Source organism: Clostridium ganghwense, assembly GCF_026735165.1.
In the GTDB taxonomy this organism is placed as follows: Bacteria; Bacillota; Clostridia; order Clostridiales; family Clostridiaceae; genus Clostridium_H; species Clostridium_H ganghwense.
In genome coordinates this window covers 295,176-321,598 of the sequence record NZ_JAPQES010000006.1, presented here as the reverse complement: position 1 = coordinate 321,598, position 26,423 = coordinate 295,176, and the positions used below count along the sequence as shown (strand labels likewise).

The 26,423-nt window shown below is 28.7% G+C and carries 29 protein-coding genes; 20 read left to right on the top strand and 9 right to left on the bottom strand.

Annotated elements, in window-relative coordinates; translation table 11 throughout:
• Window positions 1-287: 287 nt before the first annotated feature.
• The 7 genes from gyrA to dnaA all read right to left on the bottom strand — a co-directional run bounded on the left by gyrA (window position 288) and on the right by dnaA (window position 9,132).
• A complete protein-coding gene (gyrA, locus tag OXH55_RS16795) occupies window positions 288-2,801 on the bottom strand; it encodes a DNA gyrase subunit A (RefSeq protein WP_268051223.1) in 2,514 nt (837 codons plus the stop codon).
• Window positions 2,802-2,823: 22 nt separating this feature from the next.
• Entirely contained in the window at window positions 2,824-4,749 is a 1,926-nt protein-coding gene (gene gyrB / locus OXH55_RS16790; protein ID WP_336296792.1) for a DNA topoisomerase (ATP-hydrolyzing) subunit B, read from the bottom strand.
• A gap of 9 nt (window positions 4,750-4,758) precedes the next feature.
• The gene (remB, locus tag OXH55_RS16785) at window positions 4,759-5,028 is read right to left on the bottom strand and encodes an extracellular matrix regulator RemB (protein WP_268051221.1); all 270 of its coding nucleotides are present in this window, start codon (window positions 5,026-5,028) and stop codon (window positions 4,759-4,761) included.
• A gap of 23 nt (window positions 5,029-5,051) precedes the next feature.
• Window positions 5,052-6,134 carry a DNA replication/repair protein RecF gene (gene recF / locus OXH55_RS16780; RefSeq protein WP_268051220.1) on the bottom strand — a complete coding sequence of 361 codons (1,083 nt, stop codon included), beginning with the start codon at window positions 6,132-6,134 and terminating at the stop codon, window positions 5,052-5,054.
• 59 nt (window positions 6,135-6,193) lie between these two features.
• Window positions 6,194-6,400: a S4 domain-containing protein YaaA gene (gene yaaA / locus OXH55_RS16775; protein ID WP_268051219.1), complete on the bottom strand. Its 207-nt coding sequence runs from the start codon at window positions 6,398-6,400 to the stop codon at window positions 6,194-6,196.
• A gap of 20 nt (window positions 6,401-6,420) precedes the next feature.
• A complete protein-coding gene (gene dnaN / locus OXH55_RS16770) occupies window positions 6,421-7,524 on the bottom strand; it encodes a DNA polymerase III subunit beta (RefSeq protein ID WP_268051218.1) in 1,104 nt (367 codons plus the stop codon).
• Between the two features lie 261 nt (window positions 7,525-7,785).
• Window positions 7,786-9,132 carry a chromosomal replication initiator protein DnaA gene (gene dnaA, locus OXH55_RS16765; RefSeq protein WP_268051217.1) on the bottom strand — a complete coding sequence of 449 codons (1,347 nt, stop codon included), beginning with the start codon at window positions 9,130-9,132 and terminating at the stop codon, window positions 7,786-7,788.
• A 583-nt stretch (window positions 9,133-9,715) separates the two neighbouring features.
• Between dnaA and rpmH the strand changes: the two genes are divergently transcribed.
• From rpmH to OXH55_RS16705, 12 genes are all read left to right on the top strand, one after another.
• Complete coding sequence (gene rpmH / locus OXH55_RS16760; protein WP_268051215.1) at window positions 9,716-9,850, top strand: 50S ribosomal protein L34; 135 nt, start codon at window positions 9,716-9,718, stop codon at window positions 9,848-9,850.
• A gap of 57 nt (window positions 9,851-9,907) precedes the next feature.
• Window positions 9,908-10,249, top strand: coding sequence for a ribonuclease P protein component (gene rnpA, locus OXH55_RS16755; protein WP_268051213.1), 342 nt, complete (start codon window positions 9,908-9,910; stop codon window positions 10,247-10,249).
• 2 nt (window positions 10,250-10,251) lie between these two features.
• Window positions 10,252-10,461: a membrane protein insertion efficiency factor YidD gene (gene yidD, locus OXH55_RS16750; RefSeq protein ID WP_268051212.1), complete on the top strand. Its 210-nt coding sequence runs from the start codon at window positions 10,252-10,254 to the stop codon at window positions 10,459-10,461.
• Between the two features lie 33 nt (window positions 10,462-10,494).
• The gene (locus tag OXH55_RS16745) at window positions 10,495-11,211 is read left to right on the top strand and encodes a membrane protein insertase YidC (RefSeq protein WP_268051237.1); all 717 of its coding nucleotides are present in this window, start codon (window positions 10,495-10,497) and stop codon (window positions 11,209-11,211) included.
• A 64-nt stretch (window positions 11,212-11,275) separates the two neighbouring features.
• Window positions 11,276-11,905, top strand: coding sequence for an RNA-binding cell elongation regulator Jag/EloR (gene jag, locus OXH55_RS16740; protein WP_268051211.1), 630 nt, complete (start codon window positions 11,276-11,278; stop codon window positions 11,903-11,905).
• 72 nt (window positions 11,906-11,977) lie between these two features.
• A complete protein-coding gene (mnmE, locus tag OXH55_RS16735; RefSeq protein WP_268051210.1) occupies window positions 11,978-13,357 on the top strand; it encodes a tRNA uridine-5-carboxymethylaminomethyl(34) synthesis GTPase MnmE in 1,380 nt (459 codons plus the stop codon).
• A gap of 12 nt (window positions 13,358-13,369) precedes the next feature.
• Window positions 13,370-15,280, top strand: a complete 1,911-nt coding sequence (mnmG, locus tag OXH55_RS16730) for a tRNA uridine-5-carboxymethylaminomethyl(34) synthesis enzyme MnmG (protein WP_268051209.1) — start codon at window positions 13,370-13,372, stop codon at window positions 15,278-15,280.
• Window positions 15,267-15,998, top strand: coding sequence for a 16S rRNA (guanine(527)-N(7))-methyltransferase RsmG (rsmG, locus tag OXH55_RS16725; protein WP_268051208.1), 732 nt, complete (start codon window positions 15,267-15,269; stop codon window positions 15,996-15,998). The genes mnmG and rsmG overlap by 14 nt, the downstream gene beginning before the upstream one ends.
• Window positions 15,999-16,089: 91 nt before the next feature.
• On the top strand, window positions 16,090-16,869 hold the full coding sequence (gene noc / locus OXH55_RS16720; protein WP_268051207.1) for a nucleoid occlusion protein: 780 nt from the start codon (window positions 16,090-16,092) through the stop codon (window positions 16,867-16,869).
• Window positions 16,870-17,110: 241 nt separating this feature from the next.
• Window positions 17,111-17,881: a ParA family protein gene (locus tag OXH55_RS16715; protein ID WP_268051205.1), complete on the top strand. Its 771-nt coding sequence runs from the start codon at window positions 17,111-17,113 to the stop codon at window positions 17,879-17,881.
• A 2-nt stretch (window positions 17,882-17,883) separates the two neighbouring features.
• Window positions 17,884-18,729: a ParB/RepB/Spo0J family partition protein gene (locus tag OXH55_RS16710; protein WP_268051203.1), complete on the top strand. Its 846-nt coding sequence runs from the start codon at window positions 17,884-17,886 to the stop codon at window positions 18,727-18,729.
• 36 nt (window positions 18,730-18,765) lie between these two features.
• A complete protein-coding gene (locus OXH55_RS16705) occupies window positions 18,766-19,263 on the top strand; it encodes a DUF4446 family protein (RefSeq protein ID WP_268051202.1) in 498 nt (165 codons plus the stop codon).
• Between the two features lie 49 nt (window positions 19,264-19,312).
• On the opposite strand, the gene yyaC is transcribed toward OXH55_RS16705, so the two are convergent.
• Together yyaC and OXH55_RS16695 are read right to left on the bottom strand one after the other, a co-directional pair.
• Entirely contained in the window at window positions 19,313-19,930 is a 618-nt protein-coding gene (yyaC, locus tag OXH55_RS16700) for a spore protease YyaC (RefSeq protein WP_268051201.1), read from the bottom strand.
• Window positions 19,931-20,013: 83 nt separating this feature from the next.
• Window positions 20,014-20,655 carry a LysE family translocator gene (locus OXH55_RS16695; RefSeq protein WP_268051200.1) on the bottom strand — a complete coding sequence of 214 codons (642 nt, stop codon included), beginning with the start codon at window positions 20,653-20,655 and terminating at the stop codon, window positions 20,014-20,016.
• A gap of 135 nt (window positions 20,656-20,790) precedes the next feature.
• On the opposite strand from OXH55_RS16695, the gene OXH55_RS16690 reads away from it, so the two are divergent.
• The 8 genes from OXH55_RS16690 to rplI all read left to right on the top strand — a co-directional run bounded on the left by OXH55_RS16690 (window position 20,791) and on the right by rplI (window position 26,379).
• Window positions 20,791-20,991: a DUF951 domain-containing protein gene (locus OXH55_RS16690; RefSeq protein WP_268051199.1), complete on the top strand. Its 201-nt coding sequence runs from the start codon at window positions 20,791-20,793 to the stop codon at window positions 20,989-20,991.
• 141 nt (window positions 20,992-21,132) lie between these two features.
• Window positions 21,133-21,420 (top strand): 30S ribosomal protein S6, encoded by a 288-nt coding sequence (gene rpsF / locus OXH55_RS16685; RefSeq protein WP_268051198.1) that lies wholly within the window; start codon window positions 21,133-21,135, stop codon window positions 21,418-21,420.
• 11 nt (window positions 21,421-21,431) lie between these two features.
• On the top strand, window positions 21,432-21,893 hold the full coding sequence (locus tag OXH55_RS16680) for a single-stranded DNA-binding protein (protein ID WP_268051196.1): 462 nt from the start codon (window positions 21,432-21,434) through the stop codon (window positions 21,891-21,893).
• Window positions 21,894-21,917: 24 nt separating this feature from the next.
• Entirely contained in the window at window positions 21,918-22,154 is a 237-nt protein-coding gene (gene rpsR, locus OXH55_RS16675; protein ID WP_268051195.1) for a 30S ribosomal protein S18, read from the top strand.
• A 461-nt stretch (window positions 22,155-22,615) separates the two neighbouring features.
• Window positions 22,616-22,933 (top strand): MazG-like family protein, encoded by a 318-nt coding sequence (locus OXH55_RS16670; RefSeq protein ID WP_268051193.1) that lies wholly within the window; start codon window positions 22,616-22,618, stop codon window positions 22,931-22,933.
• A gap of 11 nt (window positions 22,934-22,944) precedes the next feature.
• A complete protein-coding gene (locus tag OXH55_RS16665) occupies window positions 22,945-23,943 on the top strand; it encodes a DUF2232 domain-containing protein (protein ID WP_268051192.1) in 999 nt (332 codons plus the stop codon).
• Between the two features lies 1 nt (window position 23,944).
• Entirely contained in the window at window positions 23,945-25,936 is a 1,992-nt protein-coding gene (locus OXH55_RS16660) for a DHH family phosphoesterase (RefSeq protein ID WP_268051191.1), read from the top strand.
• A complete protein-coding gene (gene rplI, locus OXH55_RS16655; RefSeq protein ID WP_268051190.1) occupies window positions 25,936-26,379 on the top strand; it encodes a 50S ribosomal protein L9 in 444 nt (147 codons plus the stop codon). The genes OXH55_RS16660 and rplI overlap by 1 nt, the downstream gene beginning before the upstream one ends.
• The last annotated feature ends 44 nt before the right edge of the window (window positions 26,380-26,423 follow it).

The following is a 26,423-nucleotide window of genomic DNA, read 5'->3' as shown; positions in this document are numbered from 1 at the left end:
GCACGCCGCCAGCGTTCGTCCTGAGCCAGGATCAAACTCTCAATTTAAAAGTTTAATCTTTACTCAAATTTATTGACTGACTGTGTTTCCTTACTTCTGTTTAATTTTCAAAGACCAATTTCTTTCTTGTTTCAAGCCGTCGTTTCCTGACGACAAAAACTATTTTATACTGAATTAACATTTTTGTCAACACTTTTCTTCAATTTTTTTTTATTTTTTATAAAACTATAGAAAATAAGGGTTATGCTTAAATGCATAACCCTTTTATTTGTACTATTTTCATTGTTTTATTCTTCTATATTCTCTTCTTCAACAACATTAGCATCAATAGCAACATTAGCTTCTGTATCATCATTTTCATCATCAATATCATTTTCATCATCACTAATATTCACTTTTGCCATTGTTACTACTTTTTCTTCTTCTGTTGTCTTCATTAAAGTAACTCCCATAGCATTTCTGCTTGTAGTTGATATATCAGAAACATTTATTCTTATTGCTATTCCATTCGTGTTTATAAGCATTAGTTGATCATTATCATCAACTAATCTAGCACCTATAACATTTCCTGTTTTCTCGGAAATTTTATAAGTTATAACTCCTTTTCCACCTCTTTTTTGAAGTGAGTATTCATTTACAGGCGTTCTTTTACCAAATCCATTTTCACTTACAACTAAAAGTTCTTCATTTTCTTTTACAACTTCCATACTTACAACTTCATCGCTACCTCTTAGTGTAATTGCCTTAACACCAGATGCAGTTCTTCCCATTGGTCTTACATCTTTTTCACTAAATCTTATGGCATAACCATTTTTAGTAGCATATATTATCTCGCTATCACCATCTGTAGGTCTTACACTTATAAGTTCATCATTATCTCTCAAGTTTATTGCATTTAATCCATTCTTTCTTATAGATGAATATTTATCAAGTGACGTTTTCTTAATAAGACCATTTTTAGTTCCCATAATTAAGTAACTATCTTCTTTAAATTCATTAAGATATAAAACTGTTTGTATTCTCTCATCTGAATTTAAAGGAATCAAGTTAATTAAATTTGTTCCTTTAGCTATTCTTCCTGCTTCTGGTATTTGATAAGCTTTAAGCTGATAAACCCTACCCGTATTTGTAAAGAATAAAATATTATTATGAGTTGTAGTAGTAAAGATATGTTCAACAAAGTCATCTTCCTTTGTTGACATAGCCTGTATACCTCTACCTCCACGTCTTTGAGCACTGTATGTGTCTATTGGTAATCTCTTAATATATCCAGCATGAGTAAGAGTTATAACAACGTCTTTCTCTTGGATTAGATCTTCAATATCTATATCATTTTGTTCATCCATAACTATTTCAGATCTTCTTTCATCACCATATTTAGCTTTGATTTCATTAAGTTCATCTTTTATTATCTGTAAAACTAAATCTTCATCAGATAATATTTCTTTAAGTGATTTTATGAGCTCCATCAATTTTCGATACTCTTCTTCGATTTTTTCTCTTTCTAATCCTGTAAGTCTTTGAAGCTTCATATCTAAAATAGCTGTAGCTTGCTTTTCTGAAAGTCCAAATTTATTCATAAGCCCTTCTTTAGCTTCATTTGTAGTCTTAGAAGCTCTTATTAGACTTATAACTTCATCTATATGATCTAATGCTATTCTTAATCCTTCTAAAATATGTGCTCTTGCTTGAGCTTTATTTAAATCATATTGAGTTCTTCTTCTTATAATTTCTTTTTGGAAATCTACGTAGTTTACTAAAACTTCTTTTAAATTTAGAACTCTTGGTTCTCCATTTACAAGGGCAAGCATTATAATACCAAATGTATCCTGCATCTTAGTATGCTTATACAATTGATTTAATATAACATTTGGATTTGCATCTCTTTTTAGCTCTATAACTATTCTCATACCTTCTCTGTCTGATTCATCTCGAAGGTCTGAGATTCCATTTATTTTTTTATCTCTAACTAAACCTGCTATACTTTCAATAAGCTTTGCTTTATTAACCTGATATGGAATTTCTGTAACTACTATTCTATGTCTTCCTTTAACTTCTTGAATGTCAGCTTTAGCTCTAATTACTACTTTTCCACGTCCAGTTTCATATGCTTTTCTTATTCCTGATTTCCCCATTATTATTCCGTAAGTAGGAAAATCTGGTCCTTTTATTTCACTCATTAATTCTAATATTGAAACATCTGGATTATCTATAAGCATATTTATTCCATTTATAACTTCAGTCAAGTTATGTGGAGGTATATTTGTTGCCATACCAACTGCTATTCCTGCAGATCCATTTACAAGTAAATTAGGAAATCTAGAAGGAATAACTGAGGGTTCTTGTTCCTCTCCATCAAAGTTTGGTATAAAGTCTACAGTATCTTTATTTATATCTCTTAGAAGTTCCGAAGTTATCTTCTGCATTCTAGCTTCTGTATATCTCATTGCAGCCGCACTATCACCGTCTACAGATCCAAAGTTACCGTGACCATTTACAAGTGTATATCTTATTGAAAAATCTTGTGCCATTCTAACTAAAGCATCATATACAGCTGTATCACCATGAGGGTGATATTTACCTAAAACATCACCGACAATTCTAGCACATTTTCTGAAACCTTTATCTGGAGTTAATCCAAGTTCATGCATAGAATAAAGAATTCTTCTATGTACGGGCTTTAATCCATCTCTTACATCTGGAAGCGCACGCCCAACAATAACGCTCATAGCATAATCTATATAGCTTTTTTTCATTTCATTGCTTATATCTACCGGTAAAACATTACCTCCGTTGTTCATCTACAACACCTCTTTACTAACCTTATATATCCAAGTTAACAACATTCTTGGCATTTTCCTGTATAAATTCTCTTCGAGGTTCAACTTTATCACCCATAAGAATTGTAAAAATTTCATCAGCAGCCATAGCATCTTCTACAGTAACTTGAAGTAAAGTTCTTTCTTCTGGATTCATAGTTGTTTCCCAAAGCTGAGTAGCATCCATTTCCCCAAGTCCTTTGTATCTTTGAATATTAGTGTTCTTATCTTTACCACCAAATTCAGTTAATAACTTTTGTAATTCATTGTCTGAATAAGCATATTTTATTGTCTTACCTTTTTGTATTTTATACAAAGGAGGTTGTGCAATAAATACATGACCTTCCTCAACTAATTCCTTCATGTATCTGTAGAAGAAAGTTAATAAAAGGGTCCTTATATGAGCACCATCTACATCGGCATCGGTCATTATGATAATACGATTATATCTTATTTTTTCTATATCGAAATCTTTACCTATACCAGCACCAAACGCTGTAATCATTGCTCTTATTTCTTGATATCCAAGTATTTTATCTAGTCTTTGCTTTTCAACATTCATTATCTTACCTCTTAAAGGAAGTATAGCCTGAAATCTTCTATCTCTTCCTTGTTTAGCAGATCCTCCTGCTGAGTCTCCTTCGACTAAATAAACTTCACATTCTGATGGATCCTTTGAAGAACAATCTGCAAGCTTTCCTGGAAGTGAAGTGCTTTCTAATGCAGTTTTTCTTCTTGTAAGCTCTCTTGCTTTTTTAGCAGCTTCTCTAGCTCTTGCTGCTGTTAAAGCTTTTTCTATAACAATTTTACCTAGAGCTGGATTTTCTTCAAGGAACGTACGTACACTCTCGTTAACTATTCCATCAACAATACCACGTACTTCCGTATTTCCAAGCTTAGTTTTAGTTTGACCTTCAAATTGAGGATCTGTAAGTTTTACTGATATTACTGCTGTTAATCCTTCTCTAGTATCATCACCAGATAAGTTTTTATCATTTTCTTTTAAATAACCGTATTTTCTAGCATAGTCATTTAAAACTCTAGTTAATGCTGATTTAAATCCAGATAAATGCGTTCCACCTTCAATAGTATCTATATTGTTTGCAAAAGAAAATATATTTTCACTATAAGTATCGTTATATTGAAGTGCTACTTCAACTAAATAATCATCTTTATCTCCTTCAACATAAATAGGTTCTGGATAAAGTGTTTGCTTATTTCTATTTAAGTAAGATACGAAAGATTTGATACCACCTTCGTAGTGGAATTCATCCGTCTTTTCCTGCTCTTCTCTTTCATCTGTTAAAAGTATTTTAATTCCTTTATTTAAAAAAGCTAATTCTCTTAATCTTTGAGCTAATGTGTCATAATCAAAATCTATTTCCTCAAATATTTCTTTGTCAGGCTCAAAATAAACCTTTGTTCCATGACCATCACTATCGCTATCACCAATTATTTTTAAATCACTTACAACTTTACCTTTTTCGTATTCCTGTTTCCATATGTGTCCTTCTCTTGTAACTTCTACTTCACAATATTCAGAAAGGGCATTAACAACTGATGCACCAACCCCGTGAAGACCACCAGATACCTTGTAACCGCCTCCACCAAATTTACCACCAGCATGAAGAACTGTCATAATAACTTCAACAGTAGGCTTTTTCATCTTTGGATGCATCCCTACAGGCATCCCCCTACCATCATCTATGACTGAAATACTATTTCCTTCATGTATAAACACTTGTATGTTTTTACAAAAACCTGCTAAAGCTTCATCAATACTATTATCTACTATTTCATAGACTAAATGATGCAGCCCTCTAATTCCTGTACTACCAATGTACATTCCCGGTCTCTTTCTAACAGCTTCTAATCCTTCAAGTACTTGTATCTGAGATTCATCATAAACTTGTTTATTTTCCATGTATATCCTCCTAACTTACTCACGAGAGTCATAGAACGTGCTTGCAGTTCTTTTAGTTAAGGTAGTAGAAGATATAGGTGATAAATATATCTTACTTTTCTTATCTACCTCTGCAACAACAAAAGATTTTGGATTATCTTTAGTGATTCTTTCAACAAACCCATCTTCTTCAGCCATTCTTAAAAATTGAATAGTATCTGTACTATACATGGTAGTTTCAAAATCAAATATCCCTATTATATCTTTTAATGGAACTACTACATTTTCTCCTAAATGCAAAAACATACATTATCCTCCTTAAATAACTTTTAGATAACTGTTCCATCTTTAACTTCATATATTTTCACATTATCATCTAAATAATCTTTTATATCAATTATTCCCGTACAAGTTATTATAGTTTGCACCCTTTTTATAGAATTTAATATATATCTCTGCCTTTTTAAGTCTAATTCAGATAAAACATCATCCAATAGGAGAACTGGATATTCTCCACTTTGTTCTTTTATTATTTCTAGTGATGCAAACTTTATTGATAATACTGATGTCCTTTGTTGTCCCTGTGATCCAAATTTTCTTGTATCTATCCCGTTTATATTTATTAAAAAATCATCTCTATGAGGACCTACAGACGTAATTCTCTTTTCCATATCTTTTTGTCTGTTTTGTGATAAAAGATTAAAAAGATCTTTTTCAATATTATCAAATTCTTTTATTGGTGTAATATATTTAAATTCTATGTTTTCACTATCTGAAGTTATATCTCTATGAAGTTCATTACCTTTTTCATTTAGTTTTTTTATATATTTTAATCGTTCTCTAACAATGAAACTTCCAAATCTACTTAACTGTTTATCGTATATTTCTACTATACTAGTATCACCATTCCATTTTCTAAGCACAGCATTTCTTTGATTTAAGACTTTATTATATTGAACTAAACTATAATAATACTTTTTATTTAGTTTGCAAAGTTCAATATCTAAAAATTTTCTTCTATGCGACGGTGATTCTTTAACTATTTTTAAATCTTCTGGAGAAAAAATTACAACGTTAAATACACCTATTAAGTCAGATATAGTATTTAACTTTATTGAATTAATTCTTACTCCTTTTTTTCCTTCTTTAAAAATCTTTATGTCGATTTTCTTATCTAATCTTTCTTTAGAAACATATACACTTATATAGGATTCATTGGCATCCCATTTTATTAGTTCTTTATCCTTATTTGTTCTATGAGATTTACCAAGACTGCAGTAATATATACTTTCTAAAATATTAGTTTTTCCTTGAGCATTATCTCCAATAAAAACATTTATTCCTTTATTTAATGTTAGAGACAATGTTTCATAATTTCTAAAACTTTTTAACTGTAAATTTTTAATATGCATAAAAAACACCTATTTTTTATTATAGCACAAATTAAGTATACTTAACTAATGCTTTTTCTCTAAACAATTTTGTAAGTTTCACCATTAAATTCTACTATATCACCTTTTGTTAATTTTTTTCCTCGTCTTGTTTCAACTTCTCCATTAACTTTTATTTCACCGTTTTGAATATAAAATTTTGCTTCTGATCCCATTCCAGCAATACTAGCCCATTTTAGAAAAGCATCTAATTTTATGATATCTGTATTAATTTTAATTTCTTCCATTTTTTATTCCTCCAGATTATCTAAGCATTTAACAATCTTACAGGTAATACTAGGTATGTATATTTAGTATTATCTATATTTTTTATAACACAAGGACTCACACTACTTGAAAATTCTAAAATAATTTCTTCTTCATCAATAATTTTCAATACATCAATTAAGTATTTTGAATTAAATGCAATTTGCAATTCATCACCTTGCAAAATTATATTCAATTCTTCTCTTACCTTTCCCAATTGAGAATTAGATGTAATTATTAAATTATCATCTTTTATGTCGAATTTTATTAAATTAGTATTTCCGTCTTTCGCCATAAGAGAGGCTCTTTCAATACAATTTAACAGTTCTCCTCGTTTTGCAGTAACTTTTAAATTATATTCTTCAGGAATTATGGAGTTATATCTTATAAATTCTCCTTCTAGTAGTCTTGATATTATTTTAGTCTGACCTAAATTAAATAAAATATGGTTAGGAGTAAAAGTTATATTTACACTTTCCTCATCTTCACTTAATATTTTAGCCAATTCACTTAATGTTTTTCCTGGAATAACAGCATTTATAGTATTGTCATTATCTATACTATTACTTCTTAGTGCTAATCTATATCCATCTAGTGCTACTAAATTAAGTTTTTCATCGTTAACTTCAAATAAAATTCCAGTAAGAATAGGTCTTGTTTCATCCTGTGCAATAGCAAAGATAGTACCTTTAATCATATTTTTTAATACTTTTTGACGAATGCTAAAAATCATATTTTCATTTATATTTGGTAAATTAGGAAATTCATCAGCATCCATATGAATTAAAGTAAATTTAGATTTTTCACAAATTATTTCTATAGAGTTATTATCTATAGTGCTAATTTGAACAGAACTATTAGGTAACTTCCTAATAATTTCACCAAAAAGTTTTGAATCAACAACTATAGTCCCTTCTTCTTGGATATCTGCAGCAATTTTAGTTTCTATACTTAAATCTATATCAGAGCCTATTAACGTTAATTGAGCACTTTTAGCAGAGATATGTATTCCTTGAAGTATCGGCATAGGTGATTTACCTGTAACAGCTTTTTGAGCTATTGAAATAGCTTCTTGTAATTTGTTTTTAGCACATGTAAATTTCATTAATAAAATACCTCCTTTATCCACAATAATTTTTTATCTAAAGTAGATAAGATATTATTTAAAAATATAGTAGTAATAGTAGTAGGGAGTGTGAATATGTGGATAACTATAGCAAACCAAGAAAACACTAAATTTTTAGAGCAAAAATTATTGTGGATAAGTAAAAGAACAAATTTTGACTTTATCCACAATAATTAAATTAAATAATCAGTTTTGATTTTATCCACATATAATTAGAAATATATTATAAACAAATGTTAATTATTTATTATTTATTTTTTTAGTTAAATCATTTATAACATTTTTTAAAGATTCATCTTTTTTTAAATTTGTAGAAATTTTTTCGTAGGCATGAATAACTGTAGTATGATCACGACCACCAAATTCTTCACCTATTTTGGGTAAAGACATATCAGTAAGTTTTCTACTTAAATACATAGCTATTTGTCTTGGAAAAGCTATATTTCTAGTACGCCTAGATGATTTAAGTTCAGCTACTTTTAAATTGAAATAATTTGCTACAATATCTTGAATAAGTTCAATAGTTACTTGCCTATTTTGCTCAGTTGATATTATGTCTTTTAAAGCTTCAGCAGCAAGTTCTACACTTATTTCTTTATTAGTTAAGGATGAAAAAGCTACTATTCTAATTAAGGCACCTTCAAGTTCTCTGATATTTGACTTAATTTTAGTTGCTATATATACCATAACTTCATTAGGTATATTTAAATTTTCAACATCTGCTTTCTTTTTTAGAATTGCTATTCTAGTTTCAAAATCTGGAGCTTGAATATCAGCTATCAATCCCCATTCAAATCTAGAACGTAATCTATCTTCTAATGTAGGAATTTCCTTTGGGGGTCTATCACTTGATAGAATTATTTGTTTATCAGCTTCATGAAGAGCATTAAAGGTATGGAAAAACTCCTCTTGAGTTCTTTCTTTACCAGCTATAAATTGAATATCATCTATTAATAAAACGTCAACATTTCTATATTTATTTCTAAAGTCGACATTTTTATCGTCTTTTATAGAGTTTATAAGTTCATTTGTAAATTTTTCTGAAGAAACATAAACTACTTTAGCCTTAGGATTATTTTGTAATATATAATGACCTATAGCATGCATTAAGTGAGTTTTACCAAGACCAACTCCCCCATAAATAAATAATGGATTGTAGGCTTTTGCTGGAGCTTCAGCAACAGCAAGCGATGCAGCATGAGCAAATCTATTACTATTACCTATAACAAATGAGTTAAAAGTATATTTAGGGTTTAAAGTAGAAGACATTTCATCATTAACAATGATATTATCTTTTTTTATATTAGGTAATTTTTCATTGTTAGAAGAAAACTCTTCAGATAATATTAAAAATTCGATTTTATACTTTTTAGAAGTAATAAGTTTAATTGCATTAATTATTAAATCTTTATACCTGCTTTCAAGAATGCCTTTTGTAAAATCGTTAGGAACTTGTAATTTAATAGAATCATCTTCAATTGATATAGGTACTATGCTCTTAATCCAGGTATTAAAACTTACTTCTGTGAGTTCGCCTTTGATTATATTCAAAGTTTTTGTCCACAATTGTTCTAGTTGGGCATTCATCTTTTGGCCTCCAGTCCGTACATATTACATATTACATAAAAATAAAAAAATTTTTTTTTATCAAAAATTAAGGTAATTAACAACAAATAAACACCTTACTAACAATATATACACTAAATTATTATAGTTCATTATAGTTTGTTGACAAATAAACAAAAAAATATTCACATGTGTATAATAATGTTGAAAATTAAAATTTAAAATAAGTTATCAACAACTAAAAAAAATATATACACGATTGATAAATATGAATAAAATTAGGAAACAAGTCAAAAATATAAAAGTAAAATACTGAGTATAAAAGGAATTGAACAAGTTATACACATATTTGTCCACAACCTGTGTATAAGTAAGATTTTTAACAAATTGTCAACAGTTCAAGATTAATAATAACAAAAGAATAGAGGGGATTCAAGAATTTATCCACAAAAAAAGAAAATGAAAATAAAAAATTATCAACAACTAACCATAATCTTGACATTACTACAGTGTATATATATAATTTAATAGTAAAACTACTTTTAGATAATATGCATTTGCTTAACTTATAAAGCGAGATAGCAGATAAAGGGGGTGTAGAACCATGAAGATGACTTTCCAACCTAAAAAAAGACAAAGAAAAAAAGAACATGGATTCAGAAAGAGAATGAGAACATCATCAGGAAGAAATATTCTTAGAAAAAGAAGACAAAAAGGAAGAAAGAGATTGACAGCATAAGGGCCGCTATAGTGGCCTTTTTCTGCAACTGCAGAAAAAAAAGGAGTACCTATTATAATGAATAAGGAAGAAAGAATTAGAAAAAATATAGAGTTTCGCAAGGTATATAGAAAAGGTAAATCATGTTCTAATCATTTACTAGTATTGTACGTTTATAAGAATAGCAGAAATGTAAATATAAATAGAATTGGGATATCTGTTAGTAAAAAAGTAGGAAATAGTGTAGTTAGAAGTAGAGTTAAGAGATTGATAAGTGAAGGATACCGATTAAATTGTGATGATTTGAAAAAAGGATATGATTTAGTTTTTATTGCTAGAAATAATTCAAAAGGTAGAAATTATAAAGAAATAGAGAATGCAGTACTGAACCTATTTAAAAGGGCAGGTTTAAATAATTAGTTATGAAAAAAATATTCGTTAATGTAATAAAAATTTATAGAAAATACATTTCACCTTTAAAAAGACCATGTTGTAGGTTTTATCCAACTTGTTCTCAGTATGCAATAGAAGCCATTGAAAAATATGGGGCTTTGAAAGGTGGTATTATGTCTATAAAAAGGATATTAAGATGTAATCCATTTAGTAAGGGTGGATATGATCCTGTTAAATAGCCTTAAGGAGGTTTTAAGTTGGAGTTTTTTTTAATGAACTATTCGGCAGTTATTTTTAAATTTGATTGGTTAAATAATGCATTAATTAAATTTTTTGAATACATACATAATTTAGTACATTCCATTATACCAAATCCAAATTTATCTTATGGATTGGCTATAATTATAGTGACTATAATCATTAGATTATTATTATTCCCATTAAACTATAAACAGATAAGATCTACAGTAAAAATGAACGAAATTCAACCAGAGATGAAAAAAGTTCAAGAAAGATATAAAAATGATCCACAAAGACAGCAACAAGAAATGATGAAGCTTTATAAAAAACATGGTGTAAGTCCACTTGGAGGATGCTTACCTATTTTACTTCAATGGCCGATACTTATAGCATTATATGCTGTGTTTATGAATTTACCAGGTATAGATGGAGTAAAATTCTTATGGATAAATAATTTAGCAGCATCTGCAAGTATGTCAGATCCAGCTACATGGATTTTACCAGTTGTATCAGGAGCAACAACATATTTTTCAACAGTTTTAATGGGAACTAAATCAGGAAATAATGCTCAAGCAAAACAGATGGGTACTATGAACATAGGAATGTCTATTTTTATTACATGGATGAGTTTTAGATTTACATCAGCATTAGTATTATATTGGGTAACAAATAATCTATTCCAAATAGGTCAAACTTTATTAATGAAAAACATGGAAGCAAAAAAAGTATTAAAAGAAGAATTAGAATAAGAGATAATTTGAATAGAGTATTTGCCTTATTGATAGTAGTTTTTGGAAGGCAGGTGTCTTACGTATGAAATCTATAGAAATGACAGGTAAAACAGTTGACGAGGCTGTTCAAAATGCTTTGAAAGCTCTTAATGTAACTGAAGATAAAGTAGAAGTAAAAGTAATAGATGAAGGCAGCAAAGGTTTATTTAAGATTTTTGGAGGAAGAGAATCAAAAGTTGAAGTTACTGTTAAAAAGGACTATAAAGATGATGCTAAAGACTTTTTAAGAAATGTATTAAGTTCAATGGGAATCTTAGCAGAAATTAAAATAACAGAAGAAAATAACGTACTTAAAATTAATCTTATAGGACCTAATATGGGATTAATAATAGGATATAGAGGAGAAACCTTAGATTCTCTTCAATATTTAGTTAATTTAGCTATAAATAAAAATAATGAAGGCCAATATAAAAAAGTTACTTTAGATACCGAAAATTATAGGGCTAAAAGAGAAGAAACCTTAAAAAGGCTTGCGGGGAAGATAGCTTATAAAGTAAGAAGAAATAATAAAGCTATGAAACTAGAACCAATGAATCCTTATGAAAGAAGGATCATTCATTCGGCCCTTCAAAATGATTCCTCTATAGTTACATATAGTGAAGGTGAAGAGCCACATAGAAGAGTTGTTATTGATTTGAAAAAGAAAGCCTAAGGGGCTTTCTTTTGCTTTTTATGAGTCTTTTTATATAAAAATATCTAAATAGTGTATGAAGGGATGAAAAATATGAAAGAATTTGATACTATATCAGCTATTGCTACAAATTTAGGAGAAAGTGGAGTATCTATAATAAGAATATCTGGTGATAAATCTCTACAAATAGTAAGTAGTATTTTTGAAGGTAAAAATGGTAGAAAATTAGATGATATAAAAACTTATACAATGAGATATGGGCATATTGTTGATAAGGATACTAGAGAAAAATTAGATGAAGTAATAGTAAGTTACATGAAAGGCCCTAGAAGTTTTACAGCAGAGGATACTTTGGAGATAAATTGTCATGGTGGAGTTGTGGTTACTAGAAGAATACTTGAAGAGGTAGTAAAGGCAGGAGCTAGACTTGCTGATCCTGGAGAATTTACTAAAAGGGCATTTTTAAACGGCAGAATTGATTTATCACAAGCAGAAGCGGTTATTGATATAATAAATGCTAAAACAGAATTAAGTATGAGATCAGCTTTAGAGCAATCTGAAGGTAAAATTTCCAAGGAAATAAATGTAATCAGGAATAAATTACTAGAAATTATTGCACATATAGAGGCTACAGTAGATTATCCAGAGGATGATTTAGAAGAGGTAACTGCAGATAAATCAAGAGATGATATAGAGAAATTATTAAAGGAAGTTGAAGTATTATTACGTAGTGCTGATGAAGGAAAGATATTAAGAGAGGGATTGAGTACTGTAATTGTTGGTAAACCTAATGTTGGTAAATCATCATTATTAAATGCTCTTCTAATGGAAACAAGAGCAATAGTTACAGATGTTCCTGGTACTACTAGAGATGTTATAGAAGAGTACATGAATATTGATGGTATTCCCGTAAAAGTTACAGATACAGCTGGAATTAGAGAAACAGAAGATATTGTTGAAAAAATTGGTGTAGAAAGATCGAGAGAAAAGATAGAAAATGCGGATCTTGTAGTTCTAGTTCTAGATATAAGTAGAGAATTAAGTGATGAAGATAAAGAAATAATAGAATTTATTAAAAATAAAAAGTATGTAGTACTATTAAATAAAAGTGATTTAGATGGTAAAATAGATAAGAATGATATTAAAGAATTAGATTCTGAGTACATTATAGAAATTTCAGCTAAAACTGGTGAAGGAATAATGGAATTTAAGAATATAGTAAAAGAATTATTCTTTAGTGGAGAAATTGAATCAAAAGATGTTATGGTAACTAATACAAGACATAAAGAAGCTTTAATCAGAGCAAAAGAGAGTTTGATAGCAGCAAATGAAGTACTTTATAATACTTTTGCTATTGATTTAGCATCAATTGACCTTAGAAATGCATGGAAAAATTTGGGCGAAATTACTGGAGATACAGTAGAAGAAGATATTATAGATAAAATATTTTCCAAATTTTGTTTAGGAAAGTAAGGAGAGAGAAATATGAGCTATTTTGCAGGAGAGTTTGATGTTGTTGTAATTGGTGCAGGTCATGCAGGTTGTGAAGCGGCACTTGCTAGTGCCAGATTAGGAGTAAAGACACTAGTGTGTGCAACTGATTTAGCTAGTGTAGCTATGATGCCATGCAATCCTAATATTGGAGGAACAGCTAAAGGACACTTAGTTAGAGAAGTAGATGCTTTAGGTGGAGAAATGGGTATAAATATTGATAATTCATATATTCAATCTAGAATGTTAAATACTTCTAAAGGACCAGCTGTACACTCACTACGTGCACAAGCTGATAAAAAGAGATATTCAGATAGAATGAAACATATTTTGGAAACAACTAAAAATTTAAACTTGAGACAGGCGGAAATAATAAAGGTAGATATTGAAGAGGGAAAGATTAAGGGCGTTGTTACCAGAAATGGAGCTTATTACAATACAAAGGCTGTTATACTTGCAACAGGAACTTATTTAAAATCTAGAATAATTATAGGAGATATAAATTACGAAGGTGGTCCAAGTGGACTTTCAGGAGCAAATTATTTATCAGAGAGTTTAATAGAAAATGGGGTTAAATTAAAAAGATTTAAAACAGGAACTCCAGCTAGAATTAATAGAAGATCTGTAGATTTTTCAAAGATGGAAGAGCAAAAGGGAGATGAGAATATAGTTCCTTTCTCTTTTATGAGTACAGACATTGAGAGAGAACAGATGTCATGTTATTTAACGTATACTGGTGAAAAAACACAAAAGGTTGTTCTTGAAAATATTCATAGATCTCCTTTATATAATGGTTCAATTAAAAGTGTAGGGCCAAGATATTGTCCTTCTTTTGAAGATAAAATTATGAGATTTCCAGATAAGGAAAGACATCAAATATTTATTGAACCAGAAGGTGAAGATACTGAAGAAATGTATGTAGGCGGAATGTCAAGTTCATTACCAGAGGATGTTCAAATTAAAATGATGAGAACAGTTCCTGGACTTGAAAATGTTGAGGTAATGAGAACGGCATATGCTATTGAATATGATTGTATAGATCCTACTCAATTAAAGCTTTCATTAGAATTTAAAAACGTTGATGGATTATTTTCAGCTGGTCAGGCAAATGGTAGTTCAGGTTATGAAGAGGCAGCTTGTCAAGGGTTAGTAGCTGGTGTAAATGCTGCACTTAAAATTCAAGATAAAGAACCATTAATTCTAAACAGATCAGATGCATACATAGGTGTATTAATAGATGATTTAGTAACAAAAGGTACTAATGAACCGTATAGAATGATGACTTCACGTTCAGAATATAGATTATTATTAAGACAGGATAATGCAGACTTAAGATTAACAGAAATGGGATATAAAGCTGGTTTAGTTACTGAGGAAAGATATAATAGATTTTTGAAAAGAAAAGAAGCAATAGAAAATGAAATAGAAAGAATTAAAAATGTAAAAATAACAAATAAAAAAGAAGTAAATGAATTTTTAGAAAAAATGGATTCTGTTGCATTAAAAAAACCTATAAATTTTTATGAACTAATAAAAAGACCGGAATTAAATTATTTTAATGTATCAGAATTAGATAAAAATAGACCCAATTTACCAACTGATGTACAGGAACAGGTTAATACTGTATCAAAATATGAAGGATATATACAAAAACAACTAGAACAAGTTGCTCAATTTAAGAAAATAGAAAATAGATTAATTCCTGAACATTTTGATTATAAATCAGTTAATGGACTTAGAATGGAAGCTGTTCAAAAGTTAGATAAAATGAGACCAGTAAATGTTGGGCAGGCATCTAGAATTTCAGGAGTATCACCAGCAGATATATCTGTACTTTTAGTAGCTCTTGAACAATATAATAGAAAGCTTAACAGCAAGGAGGATAAATCTATTGAGTCAAGATAAAATATATTATAATATATTAAATACAGCTGCATCTAATATAGGGTTGAGTTTTGATGATAAAAAATACGAACAATTTATAAAATATAAAGATTTATTAAAAGAGTGGAATGAAAAAGTAAATCTTACAGCAATAAAAGAAGATGAAGAAATAATAAAAAAGCATTTTATTGATTCAATGAAGATATTTAAATTTGAACCATTAAAAAAGGCTAAAAAAGTAATTGATATAGGAACTGGGGGTGGGTTCCCTGGTATCCCAATGAAGATAATAAAACCTGAGATTGATATGTTTCTTCTAGATTCTTTAAGAAAAAGAATAAATGTATTAGAAGATATATTACACAATATAGAAATAAATGATGTAACTGCTATACATGGTAGAGCAGAGGAATATGGAGTAAATTCTAATCATAGACAGCAGTATGACGCTGTTGTTTCTAGAGCTGTTGCAAATTTAGCTGTTTTAAGTGAGTTTTGTATTCCTTATGTAAAAGTTGGTGGGTATTTTGTTGCTATGAAAGGTCCAGCAGTTGAAGAGGAAATAAAAGGAGCTAAAAAAGCTATTTCAACTTTAGGTGGAAAAATAGAAGAAGTTATAGAAGTAGAAATAGAAGACAGTGATCTAAATCACAATTTAGTTGTTATAAAAAAAATAAAAAATACTCCTAAGCAATATCCAAGAAAAGCTGGAAGTATTACTAAGAAACCTATAGCATAAAAATTTGTTGTAAATTAGAAAAATTACATGAATTCAAGGGACAAATGAAGAATTCTAGTAGTGAGTAATATAAAAGAGGGATGGGATCACTATGGAAAATGATATTAAGTACATATCTACTGATTTAATTATTCCTAATGCGTATCAACCTAGAAAATACTTTAATGAGGAGACTATTAGTGAGCTTGCTCAGTCTATAGAAGCATATGGAATAATTCAACCTCTTTCTGTTAGAAAGATTGGAGAATTAAAATATGAACTTGTAGCAGGTGAAAGAAGATTAAGAGCTGCAAAAAAATTAGAACTTAAACAAGTTCCAGTTATAGTTATAGAAATTACAGATAGAGATTCAGCTGCAATAGCTTTACTAGAAAACTTACAAAGAGAAAACTTGAATTATTTAGAAGAAGCAGAAGCTTATCATAATCTTTTAAAAGAGCATAATTATACTCAAGAACAATTGGCAAATGTTATTGGAAAAAAACAATCAACTATTGCTAATAAAATGAGACTTTTAAAGTTAGATAAAGAGATTAGAACGATATTATTAGAGAATAAACTTACAGAAAGACATGCAAGAGCACTATTAAAATTACCAGATGTTAAGCTTCAGAAAAAAGTTTTGAAAAATGTTATTAAGAAATCATTAAATGTTAAAAAGACTGAGGAATTAATAAATAAAGAATTATTAAAAATTAATGGACAGGAATTAGCTGCGGATGGAAAGAAAAAAATAAAAGGAGTATTTGCTCCTAGAGTATATATGAATACTGTAAAGCAAGTTTTTGATAAGTATGGAATAGATGCTACGTATAGAACTAAAGAAATGGAAGATAAAGTTCAAGTTACAATAACGATACCTAAAAAGTAATATTTATAAAATGTTTCACGTGAAACAAAGCACGTAAAATTTCTTTTAAACGAGAAAATTTTACGTGCTTTTTATTAAAATATATTTATTAATCTTTCTTTAAATATTATAATGTATATTAAGGAGAAGAAAATATAATTATGTCAAAATAGGGTTTAATATTGATTATCATATTTTAATTATATGATAAATAAGGTTTATTAAAAAATAAGTTTAAATAACGTAAGAAGAGGGTGAAGATATGAAAATTATATGTGTTTTTAACCAAAAAGGGGGAGTTGGAAAAACTACAACCAATATAAATTTATGTGCCAATTTAGCTATGAATGGTCATAAAATTTTAGCAATTGATATTGATCCACAAGGTAATACAACAAGCGGACTTGGAATTGATAAAAATAAAATTGAGCACTCGATTTATGATGTTTTAGCTACTGATATTTCAATAAAAGAAGCAATGATAGAAAGTGAACTTATTAATAATTTTTATATAGTACCATCTAATATGGATCTGGTAGGGGCAGAAATAGAATTAATAGATAAGAAAAATAGAGAGAATATACTTAAAGATAAAATTAAACAGTTGGACGACAGTTTTGAGTATGTTTTCATTGATTGTCCACCTTCTTTAGGATTTTTAACTATAAATGCTTTGAGTGCAGCTGATTCTGTTTTAATACCTATACAATGTGAGTTCTATGCGCTTGAAGGAGTAAGTCAGCTTTTAAGTACCATTCAACTTGTAAAAAAGTCTTTAAATAAAGACTTAGAAATTGAAGGCGTAGTTATGAGTATGTATGACAGTAGAACAAAATTATGTAATGAAGTTGCATCAGAAGTAAATAAGTATTTTAAAGATAAGGTTTATAATACTACAATCCCTAGAAATATAAGACTTGCTGAAGCACCAAGTTTTGGACTTCCAATAATGCTTTATGATGATAAATGTAAAGGTGCTGAAGCATATGGAAATTTATCAAAAGAATTTTTGAAAAGACAGGGGAGTGAGTAAAAGTGAGTAAAAAGTTTGGATTAGGAAAGGGGTTAGGAGCTCTAATACCTGATGAATCAACTAAAGATGAATCAATATTAAAAATATCTATAAATTTAATAAAAGCTAATGAGGAGCAGCCCAGAAAAAATTTTGACGAAGAAAAAATAATGCAATTATCAGAATCTATTAAGCAACACGGAATTATTCAACCTTTGGTATTAAAAAAAGAAGATGAAATTTATACAATAATTGCAGGGGAAAGAAGATGGAGAGCTGCTAAAAGAATAGGATTAAAAGAAGTTCCAGCTGTTATTCTAAATTTATCGAATAAGGAAGTTTTAGAAATCTCTTTAATTGAAAATATACAAAGAGAAGATTTAAATCCTATAGAAGAAGCTTTAGCATATAGAAAATTAATTGATGATTTTAAATTAACTCAACAAGAACTTAGTAAAAGAGTTGGTAAATCAAGAACTGCTATAGCTAATTGTATGAGACTTTTAAATTTAGATAAAAGAGTTCAGGATTATTTAATAGATGGTGTTATTAGTGAAGGACATGGAAGAGCTTTATTAGGTGTTGAAGATAAAGAAATTCAATATAAGTTAGCACAAACTATAATAGATGAAGAATTAAGTGTTAGACAAATTGAAGCATTTATAAAAAATAGTAATAAAAAAAGTAAAGATAATAATAAACAAATATCTAAAAATAGTCCATACTATGATGATATAAAATATAAATTAGAGAGTTTATTTCATACTAAGATTTCCTTAACTACAAATTCAAATAATAAAGGGAAAATTCAAATAGAATATTATTCAGAAGATGACTTACAAAGAATTTTAGATATATTGAAATTATAATGTTTCACGTGAAACATTAGAAAGGGTGGAGACATAATGAAAGAATTACTACAGACTTTAAGTGATTTACAGCCGTATATAACAATAGCACTTATGTGTACTATAATTATATTATTAATAGTTACAATCGTGATTTTTAAATCTCTTAATAAATTGGAAATAAGATATAGAAAGTTAACAAGAGGAATAAATAATAAAAACTTAGAGGAAATTGTAACAAAATATCTAGATAATATAGATGAAGTAAAAGCTGATACAGAAATAATAAAAAATCAACAAGAAGAATTAGACAAAAAGTTTAAAAAGAGTATACAGAAAGTAGCTATATTAAGATATAAGGCATTTGAGGATGTAGGAAGTGATTTGAGTTTTTCGGTAGCATTACTAAATGATAATAATGATGGAGTAGTAATCACAGGAATTTATGGAAGAAGTGATAGCACAGTTTATGCAAAACCCATAGATAAAGGAATTTCAAGATATGATTTATCAGAAGAAGAAGAAGAAGTTTTAATTGAAGCCAGTAATAAATAAAGAATCTCCTAAGAGCTAGTTTATATTATTTAGCATCTTAGGAGATTTTTCATTTAGAGCTTGCACTTAAATTTTTATTAATATTATGTAAAACAATATCAAAATCAGAAATCTTTTTACTACCTAGCGTTTTAAGGATAGAGTGATATATGCCTCTTGAAATAACCTCCGCAAGACGCATAACAGTATATAATCTAGTATTTTGTAATACCATAAATTCTAAACTCCCTGATACATTTACAACCCCCGTTATACTTAGGTTACCTACTTTAGGTAGTTTTTTATTCATTGCAGATCCTGGGGATAAAGGTTTTTCTTCTATTATGATATTACCAACACTTTGTACATTACCAAGACATGCATCTATAGCAATTATGTACGGATTAGTATATTTTTCTTTAATCTCTTGTAATATGTCACAAAGATTTTTTGCATGTACAGGATATTCTAAAGTACCATATAAAATGAAATCATTTTTCACTAGTGCTTTAAGTTTATTACCAATTAAAGGGCCAAGACTATCTCCTGTTGATCTATCAGTACCTATACATAAAAGAATAATAGGACGTTTAGTTTTTATTATGTGAAATAACTTTTTACATAATGTATCCCTTAATTTATATACTGAATCTCGTTCCATTGAATCTAGAGTTATTTTACTGTCCATACACAAAACCTCCTTTATTGAAATTATGTCCATAAAAGGAGATTTTTATACTGGAGAATAAATTTATTTATATTTGCTGAGCATTAAAATATGAGTTTGATTAAACCAAATATAATAAATGCAATTCCTAAAAGTAAAATTATCCATTTCATATATATAGATGCTTTTTCAGAACGACCTGATTTAAAAATATTTAAGCCCTTAAAAGCAAGAAAATTTAATACTGCAAACCAAGTCATCATTCCTAAGATTAGTGAAAAAATAAATGAACAATAATAAAAGTTACCAACTCGGCGCCATAATCTAATAACAGTACCACTTAGACCTAACCAAAGAGTGGGAGTCATTGGATTAGAAAGAGTTAAAATAAAACCAGACCAGAAAGGATAGGAATTTTGTGAACTAACTTTATGTTTGTTTTGTTTATCCATATTTTTCAAATTATTATATTCCATTGCAACTAAAACAAATCCTGAAATAATCCAAAATAAAGCTGCTGTTTTTTTATTATGGTGTAAAAGTCGTGAGAGCCCACAATTTATAAGTACAAGATATGTAATGTCAGCAGTAATAGCACCAAGAGATACTATAAATCCTTGCTTAAAGCCCTTAGATATAGTCCGATTTACAGATTCAATAGCAGCAGGCCCTAAGGGGATAGAAATTGCTATACCAGTAGTAAATCCGCTTATTAAGGCTTTTATTAGTAGTAATAAGTGTGTCATTTTAATACCCCTTTAACTTAATTTTTATGCTAAAGTCAAAATCTTTACATACTATTTATATTATAGCTTAATTTATTATATAATTGTATATAGAATTTGTATAAAAAACAATAATATTAAAGAAGGAGAAATAAAATGGCAAAAGAGTTTTATATTGGTGATATTGTTGAAATGAAAAAAAAGCATCCATGTGGAAGTACAGAGTGGGAAATTATAAGATTGGGAGCTGACATAAAGATAAAATGTTTAGGGTGTGAAAGAATAATAATGCTTCCAAGAAGTAAATTTGAAAAAAGAGTAAAGAGGGTTATAAAACAAAATATACCTGAGAATTAAAGGGAAACATGTTTAAATAAATACTTTTTTGGCAATAAAAATAATAGCTTGATTTTTAATGTTTTAAATGGTAGAATTAATAGATGTGATCCCTGCTGTGATACATCACAGCCGTTAGTCCAAGGGGAGGAGGTGAAATTGATGAGAAATTACGAAACATTATTTATATTACACCCATCTTTAGATGAAGAAGCTATAAAAGCTAGACTTGAAAAGTTTGCAGGTGTAATCGAAAATGGTGGAGGAGTAGTTGAAAACGTTGATGAATGGGGTAGAAGAAAACTTGCTTATCCTATACAAAAAGTTAACGAAGGATACTATACTTTAGTGAATTTTAAAGCTAATACTGAATTACCTAAAGAATTAGAAAGAGTATTCAGAATTACTGATGGCGTTATGAGATTTATGGTAGTTAATCCTGAAAAATAGGTGGTGCTTAAATGAACAGAGTTGTTTTAATCGGTAGATTAACTAAAGACCCAGAGTTAAGATTTACTCCAGGGACTGGAAAAGCTGTTGCATCCTTTACCTTAGCTGTAGATAGAAGATTTTCTTCTAATGGACAAAAAGAAGCTGATTTTATTCCTATAGTTGTATGGGGAAAACAAGCTGAAAGTACAGCTAATTACATGAGCAAAGGAAAGCTGATGGGAGTTTGTGGTAGGATTCAAACAAGATCTTACGAAGCAAAGGATGGTACTAGAAGGTATGTTACAGAAGTTATTGCTGATGAAGTTCAATTTTTAGAATGGGGAAACCCAAACAACAGAACTGAAACACCATTTAATAATAACTCAGGCTTTAATACTGGAAATAATACATCAGCTACATCTGAAGGATTCAATCAGCAGGAGTATGAAGAAGAAATTACTCCAATTGATGATGGTGATATACCATTTTAATTAATTAGGTAAGGAGGGGAAAAAATGGCTTTTAATAGAAAAGGTGGAAGAAGAAGAAGAAAAAAAGTTTGTGCTTTCTGCGCAGATAAAGTTTCTACTATAGATTATAAAGATGTAAATAAATTAAGAAAATATGTTACAGAAAGAGGAAAGATACTTCCAAGAAGAATTTCTGGTAACTGTGCAAAGCATCAAAGAGAGCTAACTTCAGCGATCAAAAGAGCTAGAAACATGGCTTTGCTACCATTTACAACTGACTAATAAACATACAAAAGCAGTGTCTAAATTTGGGCGCTGCTTTTTTTATTTTTCTTACTAGGAAATTATAAAATTTTAAATTTATGGATAACTTTTAATGGTAGTATAAAATATTGTTTTAAATTTTATAATTTTCAACTTTAAGCATCCTAAGAAAGTATATATTGCGTAAAAGGCATTTGAACAAACTTTAGAAAGTCTTACTTATTTTCGTGATATATGCGTAAAGAAAGACATATGTTTGAGCGATAGCCAGTTTATGTTTTTCAGCATGTATCTAAGAGCATAAATTAGACTTTCTTAGTGAAGTGAAACGCCTTTATAGCAATATATACATTTGTTCTCATTATTTTTACATATAATAAGATAAAGCTAGTAAATATAATACGGTTAAAACTAAAGTTGCACAATAAGGTAAAAATAACTAAAATATATATATAGGACTACATAAGGGGATGATTCATGTGAAAAATGATGATTTTAATATAATGTCAAATATAAAAATTATAGAAAATTTAAAAGCTGAACTTTTATGTATTATAGGAGATTTTTTTAAATTACTTGCAAGAGGAAGTAATGTTGCTCAAGAAGCTATTTTAGAATGTATTTCTGGGGCAATAATAATTTTATATCTATTAGGGGAAAGATTAGGATATTCTTATGAAAATGTGGATGAGAATGTAAAGAAGAAACTAAAATTAGGTATAACAGACGAAGACATTATGGAAAAGCAAAGTAAAGATTTAAGTAGATTATATATACACATTAAAGACAGAGATTAATGGAGGAAATTATGGCACATGAAAATTTTAAGGTGAAAGTAGTAGAAATCATATTAACAATTGCAGTGATATTTTTGATTGTCCTAAATACTACATATATACCTTCTATAGCTACAATAACTATGTTTATTTTGCCTATTCCAATAACATTGCTTTATGTTAGAAATGGTTATAAGGTTACTTTGTTTAGTATTGTTGTAAGTACCATTTTAGTAAGTATTAAGCATAATTTGGTACTTACAATACTGTATACTTTTATGTATGGTCTTGTGGGAATAGTTTTAGGATATTGTATAAATAAGAAGAAGAAAAATTCTTTTTCTATAATAGTAACTTCAATAGCTATTGGAATAGGAACTATTGTGCAATTTATAGTATATTCTATATTTATACATAAGCAAGGTATACTAAAATCTATAAATTTAATTGCAGAAGCTTCAAGGGAACCTTTTAAAATAGCTAAAGATACATATGTTTCTATGGGTGCACCTACTGAACTTATTGATGCTGTTAATCAAATTATAAAATCAATTACTGCGCAACAAATACTTATTATTTTACCAGTAATTATTTTAGCAAATAGCTTAATACAATCATATATAAATTATTACATTACAAGTAAGGTTCTACAAAAGTCAAATTTAAATATAGATAGAATTACAACTTTTAGTATAATATATATTCCAAATTTATTAGCTGCATATATTATAATAATTGCATGCTTGGGAATAATACTAGATTCAAGAGGAATAACTATAGGGACTTATATGTCAGGCATTAGTATGTATATACTAAGGTTTTTATTTAGTCTGAATGGAATTGCATTTTTTGCATATATACTTAGAAATAAATTTAAGCTTTCTAGAGCAGCTTCAACAATAATACTTTTTTTAGGTCTAGTTATTCCAATTTTCGGGGACATATACCTTATAGCTGGAACTATGGATATAATTTTGAATTTAAGAAGATTAGATCCTAATCCAATAAGAAAAGTCAAGAAGAGGGAATAATATGGAGAATAATTATTTTACCGAGAATAATAAAATATATATGGCAATTATAGCATTGTTAATAGCTATTTTATTTATATTTGGACATTTGTATGTAGGCGGCATTGTATTAGTATTATATTCTGTATTAGTTTTTTATAATATTAAGATATTTAAAGGCAAAAAGGATGAATGGGAAAAATTCATGGAGGATTTTGTATCTAAAATGAATATTTCCACAAGAAGTGTATTAGTAAATATACCTTTTCCATTAACTATTATCAATGGAGAAGGTAATATTCTATGGTACAATGAAAATTTTTATAATATATTTGAAAAAGGCGAGATATTAGGTAGGAATATAAATGAAGTAATAAATGAAGTAAACATAGATCTTATTTTAAATAAAGATGAAAAATTATTTACATATGTAAAAATTAGAGATAAATATTATAATATATTTACTAATATAAAAGATGATAAGGATGTTAGCATAAATAAAAATAAAATTGTACTTTTATATTTTTATGATGTAACAGAAGAAGTAAAAGCAAAAAAAGAAAAAGAGAATATTAAAGGAGCAGTAATACTTGTAGAAGTAGATAATTTAGATGATGTACTTAAGACTACAGAAGAAGATAAGGCATTACTTCTGTCTGCAGAGATAGAAAGAACCATAAAAAATTATGGGCAAAACATGGAAGCAACAATTAAAAAGTATTCTTTTAATAAATATATAATGGTAGTTCATAAGAAAAACATAAATAAAGAGATGGAAAAGAATTTTGAGATTTTAGATGAAATAAGAGAAATCAATTTTGGTAATAAATTAGCAGTTACCCTAAGTGTAGGGATAGGGTGTGGAGGAGAGACCCCTCTTGAAAATCATCATTTTGCAATATCTGCAAAAGAATTGGCTTTAAGCAGAGGTGGAGACCAAGTTGTTGTAAAAAATAAAGATAAACTTGAATTTTATGGAGGAAAAACTAAAGAAGTTGAAAAAAGAACTAAGGTAAGGGCTAGAGTTGTAGCTCATGCATTAGTTGATATAATAAAAGAGAGCAGCAATGTATTTATAATGGGACATATAAATCCTGATATTGATGCACTTGGTGCTGCTATGGGAATTAATAGTGTGGCAAAAGCTTTAGGTAAGGAATCATATGTAATTCTTGATAGTATAAATAACGGAATAGAAAACGCAATAGGAAAAATAAAAAAAGAGAATTTATTTAATCCAACATTTGTTACTAAAGAAACATGTATGGATAATTATGATAAAAATAGTTTGCTTATATTGGTAGATGTAAATAGTAAAAGTCATGTGCATGATTTAGAAATAGTACAGAAGATAGATAGAATAGTTATCATAGATCATCATAGAAAGTCAACTGATGCAGTAGGAGAAACTCTTTTAAATTATATAGAACCATATGCATCTTCTACTTGCGAATTAGTTACAGAAATGCTTCAATATATGATAGAGAGTCCTAAGGATAACATAAATTCCATAGAAGCAGAAATGATGCTAGCTGGTATTTATGTAGATACTAAAAATTTCTATTTTAAGGCAGGGGTTAGGACTTTTGAAGCAGCCGCTTATTTAAGACAGCTTGGAGCAGACATAACAAATGTAAAAAAAATGTTTGCAAGTGACTTAGAATCTTACTTGAAGAGGGCTAAAATTATGAGCCTTGCCAAAATAGAAAATAATATCTCAATTACTGTTTGTCCACCAGAAATACAAGATAATGTTTTAGCTGCTCAAGTAGCGGATGAGTTACTAAATATTACAGGTGTTCAAGCGTCATTTGTTCTTGTTAAAATAAAAGATGAAGTATTTATAAGTGGCAGATCATTTGGCGATATAAATGTACAGTTAATATTAGAAACATTAGGTGGTGGAGGACATTTAACAATCGCAGGTACTAAACTAAATAATGTTTCAATAGATGAGGCTAAAGAAAAATTAAAGCATGCTATTGATAAATACTTAAGGGAAGGTGAAGAATAATGAAACTAATATTATTAAAAGATGTAAAAGGACAAGGGAAAAAAGGTGAGGTAATAAATGTATCAGATGGATATGCAAGAAACTTTTTATTACCAAAAGGTTTAGCAAAAGAAGCAACAGATGCTAATATCCATATTTTGAACAAACAACAAGAAGCTGCAAGAAAGAAAAAATTAGCAGAGACTGAGGCAGCTCAAAAATCAGCAGAAGAATTAAGAAATAAAGAAATAAAAATTTCTGCCAAAGCAGGAGATGGTGGAAGATTATTTGGAGCAATTACAAGCAAAGACATAGCATCAGAATTGAAAAAACAATATAAAATTGAAGTAGATAAGAAGAAAATAGTTTCTGACACAATAAAACAACTTGGAACTTATGAAGTAGAAGTAAAATTATATCCTGGAATATCTACTAAAGTAAAGGTTATTATTAATCAACAATAATTGATAGAAAAAGGGGGGACACCTAAAAGAAAATCTTTTTAAAT